Origin of the sequence: Actinomadura roseirufa, from assembly GCF_900659635.1 — a bacterium.
Lineage (GTDB): Bacteria > Actinomycetota > Actinomycetes > Streptosporangiales > Streptosporangiaceae > Spirillospora > Spirillospora roseirufa.
The window spans coordinates 1-11,816 of sequence record NZ_CAACVB010000092.1; the positions used below are offsets into that span (position 1 = coordinate 1).

The 11,816-nt window shown below is 69.7% G+C and carries 11 protein-coding genes; 4 read left to right on the top strand and 7 right to left on the bottom strand.

Features of this window, described 5'->3' with window-relative positions:
- On the top strand, positions 1-1,392 hold a 1,392-nt coding region (locus E1291_RS20185; RefSeq protein ID WP_131739393.1), incomplete at its 5' end, for a glycoside hydrolase family 15 protein.
- A 102-nt stretch (positions 1,393-1,494) separates the two neighbouring features.
- Here E1291_RS20185 and E1291_RS20190 read toward each other — a convergent pair.
- From E1291_RS20190 to E1291_RS20200, 3 genes are all read right to left on the bottom strand, one after another.
- Complete coding sequence (locus E1291_RS20190; RefSeq protein ID WP_131739394.1) at positions 1,495-1,824, bottom strand: MerR family transcriptional regulator; 330 nt, start codon at positions 1,822-1,824, stop codon at positions 1,495-1,497.
- Positions 1,825-1,997: 173 nt separating this feature from the next.
- Positions 1,998-2,441 (bottom strand): Hsp20/alpha crystallin family protein, encoded by a 444-nt coding sequence (locus E1291_RS20195; protein ID WP_131739395.1) that lies wholly within the window; start codon positions 2,439-2,441, stop codon positions 1,998-2,000.
- 193 nt (positions 2,442-2,634) lie between these two features.
- Complete coding sequence (locus tag E1291_RS20200) at positions 2,635-3,402, bottom strand: sulfite exporter TauE/SafE family protein (protein WP_131739396.1); 768 nt, start codon at positions 3,400-3,402, stop codon at positions 2,635-2,637.
- 131 nt (positions 3,403-3,533) lie between these two features.
- On the opposite strand from E1291_RS20200, the gene E1291_RS20205 reads away from it, so the two are divergent.
- A complete protein-coding gene (locus tag E1291_RS20205; protein ID WP_131739397.1) occupies positions 3,534-3,827 on the top strand; it encodes a hypothetical protein in 294 nt (97 codons plus the stop codon).
- 394 nt (positions 3,828-4,221) lie between these two features.
- On the opposite strand, the gene E1291_RS20210 is transcribed toward E1291_RS20205, so the two are convergent.
- A complete protein-coding gene (locus E1291_RS20210) occupies positions 4,222-7,563 on the bottom strand; it encodes an RHS repeat-associated core domain-containing protein (protein ID WP_165495204.1) in 3,342 nt (1,113 codons plus the stop codon).
- Positions 7,564-8,029: 466 nt separating this feature from the next.
- A complete protein-coding gene (locus E1291_RS20215) occupies positions 8,030-8,599 on the bottom strand; it encodes a TetR/AcrR family transcriptional regulator (RefSeq protein WP_131739399.1) in 570 nt (189 codons plus the stop codon).
- 87 nt (positions 8,600-8,686) lie between these two features.
- Between E1291_RS20215 and E1291_RS20220 the strand changes: the two genes are divergently transcribed.
- Positions 8,687-9,148 (top strand): nuclear transport factor 2 family protein, encoded by a 462-nt coding sequence (locus E1291_RS20220; protein ID WP_131739400.1) that lies wholly within the window; start codon positions 8,687-8,689, stop codon positions 9,146-9,148.
- 86 nt (positions 9,149-9,234) lie between these two features.
- On the opposite strand, the gene E1291_RS20225 is transcribed toward E1291_RS20220, so the two are convergent.
- Positions 9,235-9,777, bottom strand: a complete 543-nt coding sequence (locus E1291_RS20225; RefSeq protein WP_131739401.1) for a GNAT family N-acetyltransferase — start codon at positions 9,775-9,777, stop codon at positions 9,235-9,237.
- 46 nt (positions 9,778-9,823) lie between these two features.
- Between E1291_RS20225 and E1291_RS20230 the strand changes: the two genes are divergently transcribed.
- On the top strand, positions 9,824-10,423 hold the full coding sequence (locus E1291_RS20230; protein WP_131739402.1) for a TetR/AcrR family transcriptional regulator: 600 nt from the start codon (positions 9,824-9,826) through the stop codon (positions 10,421-10,423).
- Here E1291_RS20230 and E1291_RS20235 read toward each other — a convergent pair.
- A complete protein-coding gene (locus tag E1291_RS20235; protein WP_242614265.1) occupies positions 10,305-11,777 on the bottom strand; it encodes an MFS transporter in 1,473 nt (490 codons plus the stop codon). The two genes, E1291_RS20230 and E1291_RS20235, sit on opposite strands and share 119 nt — an antisense overlap.
- Between the last annotated feature and the right edge of the window lie 39 nt (positions 11,778-11,816).

Consider the following 11,816-nt stretch of genomic DNA (forward strand, 5'->3'; position numbering starts at 1 on the left):
CTGCTGGTCGCCGCCGCGCTCGTGGCCACCGGCGGCGGGGGCCCGCCCCGGGCCGGCACGCCGGGCTGGGCGAGCCCGGGGCTGGTCGGCGGGAGCGGCTGGCCGTTCACCGGGGTTCCGCTCTCCCCCTCCGAGGCCCGCGGTGCCGCCTATCTGCCGGACAGCTCGATCGTCCGGCTCGCCGACGGCCGGATCAGGCTCGTCCCGCCCGGCTCCGACGCCTCCGTCACCCTCCCGCCGGACGACCCGCAGATCGCCGCGGCCGTCCGCGCCGAGAGCGGCTGGCTGGCGCGCGGCACGGTGCCCGGCGGGGGCGTGCCCGCCGACTCGGCGGACAAGCGGATCCGGTCGGCGGACGACTACCGGGACATGGCGGCGCGGGCCCTGCTGGACCTGCGGCTGCTGACCCGTCCGAACGGTGCGTCGCTCGCGTCCTGGTACGGCGCGTGGCGGTACTCCTGGCCGCGCGACTCGGCGTTCGCCGCCGCCGCGTTCGCCGTGACCGGCCACCCCGCCGAGGCGCGCCGCGTGCTGCGGTTCCTCGCCCGCGTCCAGCACGAGGACGGCGTGTGGGCGGCCCGCTACAACGCCGACGGGACCGCCGTCGCCGACGGGCGCCCCCCGCAGCTCGACTCGCTCGGCTGGGTGCTGTGGGCGAGCTGGTTCTACCGGGTTCGGGCCGCGTCGCCCGGCGACCTGCCGGAGCTGTGGCCGATGGTGCGGCGCGCCGCCGACCACCTCGCGCACTCGCTCGACGCCGGGGGCCTGCCGCCCGCCTCGTCCGACTACTGGGAGCGCGACCACCGGCGCGAGCAGGACCCGCGCCGCCCGACGCTCGGCGTCGTCGGCCCCGTGCTGGCGGGTCTGCGCGCCGCGGCCGCCGTCGCCGACGGGTACGGCGACCGGGGCAGCGCGGCCCGGTGGCGAGGCGCGGCGCACCGGCTGCGCATGGCCGTGGCCAGGGAGTTCGCCCCGTACGGCTACCCGCGCTCCCCCATCCCCGGCGGCCTGATGGACACCTCGGTGACGTTCCTCGCACCGCCGTTCGCGGCGGCCGACCCGGCCGTGGCGGGCGCGGTCGCGACGGCGGCCCGCAAGCAGGCGCTGCCGAACGGCGGCGTGCTCCCGGGCGAGCGCTGGCCGGGCAACCCGCTCGTCGCCTGGACGCCCGAGACGGCGCTGTTCGCGCTCAACTCCGCGGCCTCCGGCCGGCAGGAGGACGCGCTCGGCCGCCTCGACTGGCTGGCCGCGCACCGCACGAGCCTCGGCGCGCTGCCGGAGAAGATCGGCGAGCGCGGCCAGCCCGCCGGGGTCGCGCCGCTCGGCTGGACGGCCTCGCTGGTGGTCCTGACCCTCTCGGCCCTGGAGAAGCCGCTGCCGGTACCGCCCTAGGAGAGCAGGATGGGCCACGCACCGGCGCGCGGATGCCGGACGTTCGGCGCCAAGCGACGGCGCGGCCCAGAGCCGCGGCCGTAGGGGTGGGCGAAAAGTCCGCTATTCGCGGTCGGCGGGTGGTGGCGTCAGGGCGGCGAGGCGGCGGGCGAGTTCGTCGCGCTCGCGGGTGACCTCGGCCAGCTCGTGCTGGAGCTGGAGGATCAGGCGGATGGCCGGGAGGGTCATTCCCTCGTCCATCATGGTGACGACCCGCTGAATGTGGCCGATCTCCGAGCGGCTGTAGCGGCGTTGCCCGCCGGCCGAGCGCTGGGGCGAAACGACCTGCTGATTGTCGATCCGGCGCAGGAACGCCTGCTGGACCTGCAGCATGTCGGCCACCTGCCCGACCGTGAACAGGGCCGCGTACTCGTCGTCCATGGGCAGCTTCAAAGGCCGTCCCCCTTCCTTTTGGTCCCGGGCCCGCCGCTGAGGCTTGCCTATGGGGAAGCGATGAGGGGGCCTGCCCGGACCGGCGGGCAGACCCCCTCTTGGACGGCGCCGTGCCGGCGGCAGGCCCGCCTGTGGTCACCGTATGGAGCGAATGGGTTCCTCAGCGCGCGGAGTCACCCGCTGAGAGCCTTCGGGTCGCCGGTGTGCTGGATGGTGACCTTGCGGGGCTTGGCCTGCTCCAGCACCGGGATGCGGACGGCCAGGACGCCGTTGTTGTAGGCGGCCTCGATGGCTTCGGCGTCCAGATGCTCCGACAGGTAGACCCGCCGGGTGAAGGCGCCCATCGTACGCTCGCGGACGAAGACGCGCTCGTTCTCGCCGAACTCCTCCTCGCGGCGCGCGGTCACCGTCAGCACGCCGCGGTCCACGGTGACCTCGATCGAGCCGGGGTCGATGCCCGGCAGGTCGAACCGCAGGACGACGTCGTCGGCACGGCGGATCCCGTCCATCGGCATGGGGGCGCCCTCACCTCGGCCGTTCACCCCGGCCTGCCGGACCGCGCGGTCGAACTGGCGCTCGAACTCCTGCACGAACGGGTCAAGCGACGTCAGCAGCATCGTTGCCTCACCTCCGAGAGCTTTCCCGGGACCTCCCACCCGGGTTCCTGTGTGGCCGCAGGAAGGAAACCTGCAAGCAGAATTATAAGTACCATGCCGCGACGGTTGTCAAACCCCTCTTCCCACGCGGCTAGGTCCCGGCTCTGAGACGGGAGCGAGGGGTGGACGTTCTCGGCGTCGAGCGCCGGGCCGTCTACGCGAACTGCTCGTAGCCGAGCTTGACGACCAGGGCGGTCACCACGCAGAGAAGAACGACCCGCACGAACCCGGCACCCTTGCGGATCGCCATCCGCGCCCCGATCTGCGCACCGGCGATGTTGCACACGGCCATCGCCAGCCCGATCGCCCACAGCACGTGTCCCTGCGCCGCGAACACCAGCAGCGCGCCGAGGTTCGTCCCGGTATTGATGATCTTCGAGGAGGCGGACGCGTCGACGAAGTCCATGCCGAGCAGGGTGGTGAACGCGATGACCAGGAACGTCCCCGTCCCCGGCCCGACGAGACCGTCATAGAACGCGATCGCCACCCCTGGGACGAGCACGGCCGCGGCGATCCGCCGCCGCGTCCGCAGCACCGGCGCGGGCAGCCGCCCGAGATCCGGCTTCAGCACCACGATCGCCGCGACGGCCAGCAGCACCACCATGATCACCGGCTTCAGCACGTCCGAGGAGATCGCCGCCGCGCACAGCGCGCCCCCGGCCGCACAGCACACCGCGAGCCCCGCCGCGGGCAGCGCCACCTGAAGGTCGGGCTTGGCCTTGCGCAGGTAGGCGACCGCCGCCGAGGACGTCCCCGCGATGGACCCCAGCTTGTTGGTGGCGAGCGCGGCGACGGCGGGCTGTCCGGGGTTGAGCAGCAGCAGCGCGGGCAACTGGATCAATCCCCCGCCCCCGACCACCGCGTCCACCCACCCCGCGCCGGTAGCGGCGAGCAACAACAAGAGCACCTGCTCGGCGTGCAAGGCGGTCTCCGGGGGGAGTAAGGAGCCACAACGAGATCACAAATGACCCTACTCGCCACGAGACACGTTCGCTCCGGCCCCGGCGACGCGAACCCCACGCACGGCCACGGCCGGTCTGCCAAAGTGAGGCGATGCGCCCCGCCCACATCGAAGGGCTGCTGCGGCCGGCCAGTGAAGTCGGCCGGGGCGTCAAGGGTTCCGCTGATGACGGTGCGTTCGCGGTGTCCGGTGGTGTTGACGCCGGTGGTGACCCAGCGGATCTGCTCACCCAGTGCGAGGGCACTGGTCTCGATCTCCACGACGATGGCGCGGGCTTCGGCGTCGAGGGCGTTCCAGATCATTTCCGCGACCGCACCCAGCGGGTCCTTGAGCCTACATCTCGCCCCGGCGGCGCCGACTTCGACAGGGACGTTATTGTGGCATGACGACGGCGCCAATCAAAGAAAATAGAACACATCGGGCCCGCGACTAATTCTTGAAAATCAGTTTCTTTAAGATGAAGGTCAGGATTATTGTCGCCATTCCAAAACTCAAGGCAAAAATAGTTCCACCTCCCGCATCGCCTTGCACGAGAGAGCCAATCCCTATGACCACCAGAACGCATCCGGAGATATAGTTCATCTTTACCGCCGCTCGCCTCGAGCGCTCTCTCTTCAAGTCCGACTCCTTATCTCGCAGACAATGGCAACTATCACCAAGATGATGTCTTTTGAGTGGCACCTAGAACAATCACTCCGTGCCTCTTTGCTCTATTTTGATGCCCGGGTTCGCCGTAGGGCCGACCCTCGATCGAGGGTCGGCCCTACGGCCACTTCTTCGTTAAAGCACCCATTCCTGGAATGCCCAGCCGGCGAGGGCGCCCGCTGTTCCATAACCCAGGCAGCCGCCGGTGAAGCTGTCGGTCCAGCTCATCCCGCCCATACGGTCATCTGTCATACCTCCGACACATCCACCGGCGAAGCCGGACATGACCGGACTTCCGGTGGCAATGAAGATGCCTCCGAAGGCGGCAAAACCTGCGAAGGCGGCTACCCAATTGCTCCTCACGTCTTGGCCACTCGGGTCGATGTTGTTGATGGGGTTGTCGCCTGCGTAGGCGTAGAGGTTTCCGTTTTTGGGGTCGGTGAGTTTGGTGATGGTGTCTTGCTGGGTGAAGCTTCCTTGTGAGGGGGCGTAGTGGCGGTGGGAGAGGTAGAGGTTGCCGGTCGCGGGGTCGGTGAGGGCGCCGGTGTAGCCGAGGAGATTGGGGTCGCCGTTGGCTTTGCCGGACTGCTCGCCGTAAGGGGTGTAGGCGTAACCGGTGGTCTTGGCGCCTGCGAGGTTGGTCGTGCCGGTGATGGAGCCCAGGCCGTCGGTGGCGTAGGCGGTGGTGGCGCCGCCGCTGATGGCGCCGAGAGGGGTACCTGAATCGTCGCGGACGATGTAGGTGGTGGCGGCGCCGGTGGTGTACGAGATGGGGGTCGCGTTGGCGCCGTAGACAATGGCGGTGTCACCGGTCTTGACCAGCTCGGTCTGGTCAGGGCCGGCGTAGGTGTGGGGAGTGGTGGTGTTCCCCACCTTGGTGGTGACCATTTGCTGCGCTGCGTTGTAAGTCATCTGTGGCACGGTCGGGGACGCGGTCTGGTTGCCTGCGGCGTCGTAGCCGTACCCGGAAGAAGTGATCTGATTCGCCGAGTTGTAGGTCAATGTCTGCGTCGTCGTGCCGTCGACGGTGACGCCGATGCGGTTGCCATTGGACGGGGCGGGATCGTAGTCATAGCCGTAGTCGTGGCCGTTGACCGCGGTGGCCTTGGTGAGGCGGTTGCCCTTGTCGTAGCTGTAGACGCTGGTCTTGCCGGTCGCGTGGTCAGTGGACCATTGACGGAGGCCAGTGTCTTCGGCCTTGTCCGTCGAGCAGTCCTGCCCGTCGACGTGCTTGGCGTAGCAGTAGGAGATGTCCGAAACTACGGGGTTGCCGGTCGAGGAGCCCGTGGACTTCACCCGGATGACGCGGCCTGACTTGTCGTAGCTGGTCACCGTGTGCATCGACCAGGTCGACGCGGTGGTGTCGTGGTTGAAATAGGTGTCGGTGCGGTTGCCGTCGTCGTCGTGCTTGAACGTCCAGGTCTTGCCGGAGGCGTCGGTCATCGAAGTCAGCAGGTTGCGGGTGCTGTGCACGTAATGGTCGGTGCCACGGGCGTCGAGTTGGTTGACCAGATTGGCGGCCGCGTCGTACTGCCAGTCGATCTCGCCACCGCCCGAGGTGGAATTGCGTCCGGCCAGTAGGTTCCGCTGGGTATAGGACCAGGTGGTGGTGCCGCTGGCGTCGGCGCGGGTGCGCACATTGCCGGCCTTGTCGTAGGTGTAGGTGACGGTGGGTGTGCCGTCGGAGTAGGACACCGTCAGGACGCGGTCGTTCTTGTCGTAGGTGTAGCTGCTCTTCTTGCCGTTGCCGTCGGTGACTGTGGCGGTTCTCCCGTATCCGTCGTAGGTGAGGGTCTTCTTCTTCAGGGTGTTGCCGGTCGGCGGGGTGACGCTGGTGAGCTGGTGGTTGGCGTCGTATCCGTAGGTAGTGGAGTTCGTTCCGTTGGACGGGTCGGTGGAGGACTTCGCCGTTCCGTCGGAGTTGTAGGACGCCTTGGCTTCGGCGGCGAGGGCGTCCTTGGTCGAGGTCTGGTTGCCCGCACCGTCGTAGGTGTAGGCGGAGGCGTTGCCCTGGGTGTCGCTGCCTGCGGACGGCTGGTAGGCGGCGGTGGGGTTCTGGCTCGTGGGCGAGTTGCCGTAGGTGAGTGACGCGGACGCTCCGCTGGGAGAGGCCGACTTGGTCTGCGACTCACCGCTGTTCGCGCCGAACGTGTTGCTGGTCAGGCCCTGGTTTGCGTTCTCGTAGGACGCGATGTCGCTGAACGGCGTGTAGCTCTTCGTGCGGGTCTTTCCGGCCGGATCGACCGCCTTGGTGACGCGGTGATTGTCGTTCAGCGTGTAGGTGGTGTGCGGGACGTCGGCGACCGGTTTCGACTGGTCGGTGTTGGCGTCCGCCACTTGGGACTGGGTGTCGGACGGGTAGGCCAGTCGCGTGATCTGGTTGGCGCTGCTACCGACCTGCGTCACCGACAGGACCCGGTGGCCCGAGTCGTAGGCGAGCTGCGTTACCGCGCCCTTGCCGTTGGTGATGGAGTTCAGGTTGCCGGAGCCGTCGTAGTCGAAGCGAGTGACTTCCCCTGCGGCCTGCTGGAGTTGGGAGAGGCGTCCGGAGGCGTCGTAGGTGTAGACGACGGTGCGGCTGGAGCCGTCAGAGCCGGTCTGGTCGTAGCGGGCCAGGTGACCGTTGTAGAAGGCGATGGAGATGGACCGGCCGGCTGTTTCCCCCTTCGGCTTGTACGTGATTTTGGAGACGTGGCCCGAGGTGTAGGTGAAATCCGCCGTGTTGCCGTTGCGGTCCACCAGTTTGGACGGCAGGCCGGAGCCGTCGAAGTAGGACTGGCGTCCGGAGCCGTGGTCGGTGTACTTCCAGCCGCCACCCGACTGCGAGACCAGGTCGCCCTTGAATTCCTTGGGCGTGCTGTAGCCCGAACCGGAGGGGGTGAAGACGCCCGAGACGCCGTCAGGCCCGGTGTAGGTGAGGGAATTGTCGCTGTTCTTGTACAGCCGCACGTCCTCGCCCAGCCGGGTGCGCCAGCCAGGAGAGATGACACCGGCCGGCGCGTCGGCCGCGTGGAGCAGGCTGTTGTACGCCGCGCCGACCGTCACGTTCCCGCCGATGCCCGGCAGTGACATGTCGGTGGTGCGCAGCATCGCGTTGCCGGAACCGGCATTGACCTTGAGTTGCAGGTAGTCCGCCAGGTTGAACGATAGGAATGTGCCGTTGCGGACGGGTCCGATGCCCACGGGCACCGATGCCGCCACCGCAGGGCCGGACGGGGATCGCCTGCCTGCGGATGCGAAGGTGGGGATCCGGGTGCGGGAGGGCTCCCCGACCGTGGACGGGCTCACCAGCCGGGGGCCTCGGCGTTCGGAGGGACCGAGTTTTGGAGCCGTGGCGTTCGGAGAGCCGATCTCCGGAAACAGATGCTGGAACTCGTAGGGTTCCGCTTCTGGCTTCGCCTGAGCGGGAGCAGGCGCCGCGACGCCCGCCGCGAGCAGTGCGGCGGCGCTTACTAAAGCGGTGAATCGTCGTGCCATGGGGGGACTTCCTTTCAAGGGAGCAGGAAGCGCATGACGAACAACTCGTCCGGCCATGTGGCCGTTACCGCCCGCTCCTGCCGGGCGGTGCTCCGGGACGAGGAACACCGTCGAACCGATCGACGATCATGACGAATCTGCATCCGCTGTAAACTTTTTGTCAAGAGACAAGTAACGTTTTCTCGTGATCACCATCAGTTCATGTTTGAGCGCGATCACGGGATTTTCCGAGGTGCATGCTGGTCAGCGCGGAGATTCGGCGGAGCATCGCATTATGGAAGGACGTCCGCCATCGAATCCGAGCATGGGCGATTGCCGGATGCGGCCAGCGTCATGGCGGCGGCTTCACGACGTGGACGAGTTCGGTGCCGGCGGGACGCCAGGAGTAGATGCGGTCGTCATAATCGCTTCGCGCCGCCCGCGACCGGCGCGACCGGCCGAAGCCGGAATGGGCAGGCGCGGGAACTCAGAAAGGCGTGGTGAGCAGCGCCGCGGCGGCCGCGCGTGCGTGGCGGGCGGGGGCGGGGTCGCCGGTGATTCCGGCGGTCACGATGGCTCCCTCGGCGAGCAGGAAGACCGGCTCGGCCGCCGATGATCCGGCGGCCCGGACCCATGCGGCGATCTGGTCATGGAATGCCTGTTTGTGCGCGCGGACCTCGGCGAGCACCGCCGGGGACGAGGCGCCGAGCTCGCCGTGGGCGTTGATCCAGGCGCAGCCGCGGAAGCCCGGCTCGGCGAACCACCCGGCGAGCCAGTCGAAGACCGCGAGGACCCGGTCGCGGGGATCGGGGACCTGTTCCACGTGGGCGGCCAGGTTCCCTCTCCAGTTCCGGTCGCGCCGTCTGAGCATGGCGACGACGAGGTCCTCCTTGGCGGCGAAGATCCGGTAGATCCGCTTGAGCGGCAGGCCGGAGGCCGCGCGGACGTCGTCCATCCCGACCGCCTGGATCCCCCGCCCGTAGAAGAGGGTCTCGGCGGCGTCGAGCAGGGCCTCGCGGTCCGCCCGCGTCTGCTCCCGCGTGATCGGAGCGGGCACCCGCGCCTCCGTTGACATTGAGAACGTTGGTTCTCTAGCGTAGCGCCCAACATGGAGAACGATCGTTCTCGACCTGAGGAGGCCGCGATGCCCGAAGATCGTCCGCCCTTCCCGCCGTTCACGCGGGAGACGGCGCTGCGAAAGGTCCAGGCGGCCGAGGACGCGTGGAACACCCGTGATCCCCGCCGCGTGGCATCGGCCTACACGCCGGACTCGGTGTGGCGGAACCGGGACACCTTCATCACCGGCTCCGACGAGATCGTCGCCTTCCTGACGCGCAAGTGGGAGCGCGAGCTGGACTACGCGCTGCGCAAGAGCCTCTGGGCGTTCCACGAGAACCGGATCGCCGTCCGGTTCCAGTACGAGTGGCACGACGCGGAAGGCCAGTGGTGGCGCAGTTACGGAAACGAGCTGTGGGAGTTCGACGAACACGGCCTCATGCGGCGCCGCGAGGCGAGCATCAACGACGTCGCCATCACCGAAGCCGACAGGCGCATCCACGGTCCCCGGCGCGAGGACGAGCACGGGATCGACATCCCGCTCCGATAGCCCGCACCCGGGGACCCGCTGGGAGGCCGGTGAGCCCGCCGGCCCCACGCTCGTCCTACCGCACGGTGTTCAAGCCGGGAGAAGGGTCAGAGAATCCATTCGGTGGCGAGGACGGCCCAGATCTGGACGTCGCGGTGTTCGCCGTTCATCTCGAACGCGGCGCGCATGGTGCCCTCGTGGGTCATGTCGAGGCGTTTGGCGACGGCCTGGCTGGCGGTGTTGCGGGGGTCGCAGAGCCATTCGACGCGGACCATGGAGCGTTCCCGGAAGGCCCATTCGATCATGTGGCGGACGGCATGGGTGACCAGGCCGCGGCCGCGGGCCGCCGCGCCGAGCCAGACACCGATCTCGCAGACGCCCGTCGAGGCGTCGAAGACCCGGAAGAGCGCGCCGCCCTGGAGGACGCCGTCCACCCAGATGCCGTAGATGCGGCCTTCGTCGGCGGCCTGGCGATCGGCGTAGCTCTGCAGGAACGCGCGGGCGCTCGCCTCGTCGACGACGATGCTCGCCCAGGGGAGGTACTCCTCGATGTCGGCGCGGACGCGGACGGCGTGGTCGGCGAACTCGGCCGCCTGCCACGGCTCCAGGGGACGCAGTTCCGCGTCCGCCGCGAGGGAGTGAGCGAACATGGGGCTCCTTCGTACGTACCGAACGTTTGTTATGTACAATACGGGAATGCCAGCACGCGGTGACCACGAAGCCCGGCGCAGGGACGTCTCGGAGGCGGTGTGGCGCGTCCTCGCCGACCGCGGGTTCGGCGCGCTGACGCTGCGCGCCGTCGCCGCCGAGATGGGCGCCTCCACCGGGCTGCTCACGCACTACTTCCCCAACAAGCGCGCCCTGGTGGACTACGCCCTGGAGGTCGCCGACGAGTACACCTCCGGCCGCCGGATGCGCGAGGCCCCGGCCCCCGGGCTCGCCGCGCTGCGGGCCGCCCTCCTGGACGTGCTGCCGCTCACCCCGGAGGCGGCGCGCATGAACCGGGTCTGGGTGGGCTCGTGGGACGGGGCGCTCGCCGACGCGGGACTGTCCGGCCGTCAGCGGCGCCGGTACGAGGACTGGCGCGCCCGGCTGCGCGTCCACGCGGCGGCGGCCGCCGAGCGGGGCGAATTGCCCGGCTCCGACGTCGACGGGCTCGTGGCGACCGCCGCGGCGTTCACGCACGGCCTGGTCGTCCAGGCCCTGTTCGATCCGGAGCTGTTCCCTCCCGAGCGGCAGATCGGGCTGCTGGACGGCTTTCTCGGCTCGCTGGCGTCCGCAGACCCAGCGCGGTGACCGCCGCGCCCGCCAGCAGGGCGGCCGCGATCCAGAACGACGCCCGGGCCGCGTCCAGTCCCCCGTCATCGCGCAGGTTCTGGAAGAAGACGCTGCCCAGCAGCGCGATGCCGAGCGTCCCGCCGAACTGCTGGACGGCGTTGAGCAGCCCGGCGGCCGACCCCGTCTCGTGGGGGCGGACGCGCGACAGCGCGACCGTGAAGAACGGGACCGTGAACAGCCCGTTGCCCACGCCCGCCAAGGCCAGGGGCCCGAGCAGCGGCCACGGGTACCCGCCGGGCCCGGACGCGCCGTACACGGCGATCGCCGCGAGGATCCCGGCCAGCAGGACGCCGAGCCCGGCGAACATCACCCGCGAGCCCCAGCGCGGGACGAGGTGCGTTCCCGCCGTCCAGGAGGCCACCGCCATCGCGCCCGACCAGGGCAGCAGGGTCAGCCCGGCGGTGAGCACGTCCCGGCCTAGGCCGAGCTGGACCTGGAGGACGATCACGACCATGAGCCCGTTCATCACCGCGAAGAACAGCGTCGAGGTGGCCAGCGCGGCGGGGAAGCCCCGGTCGGCGAACAGGCTCGGCTCGACCAGCGGGGCACGCCCCCGGACGGCCGCGCGGCGCTGGTGCAGCCCGAACAGCGCGAGGACGGCCAGGCCGGCGGCCATCGCCGTCCACGTCCAGAGGGGCCAGCCCGCCGATTCGCCCTGGATGAGGGGGTAGACGACCAGCGCCGTCCCCGCGACGGCCAGGGCCGTCCCCACGGGATCCATGCCCGGCGGGCTCGGCGCCCGGTCTTCGCGGAGGAACGGCACGGTGGCCAGCACGACCACGGCCAGGGGAACGTTCACCAGGAACGCGGCGCGCCACGACACCGTGTCGGCCAGCACCGAGCCGAGGATCGGGCCGCACACCGCCGACAGCCCCATGACCGGGCCGATCCAGCCGAACGCCTTCGCCAGTTCCGGGCCGTCGAACATCGCGCGGATCAGCCCGATCGTCTGCGGGATGATCAGCGCCGCCGCCGCGCCCTGCACCGCCCGCGCGCCGGTCAGCGTCCCCGCGCCGGGCGCCAGCGCGCAGGCCAGCGACGCCAGCGCGAAGCCCGCCGTCCCGGCGGTGAAGACCCGCCTGCGGCCGAACCGGTCGCCGAGCCGCCCGCCGGTGATCAGCAGCACGGCGAACGGCAGCGTGTAGGCCGCGCTGAACCACTGGATCGCCGCTTCACCGCCGCCCAGATCCCGCTGCACGACCGGCGCCGCGACCTGCACGATCGTGGCGTCCAGCAGGTTCATCGCCTCGGCGACCAGCAGTGTCACCAGTGCGGCCCACCGCCACCGGTGGGCCGTTCTCGTCTCTTCCACGCGCGCTCCCTTCGGCTCGGTGCCCAGCCTGGAGCGTGC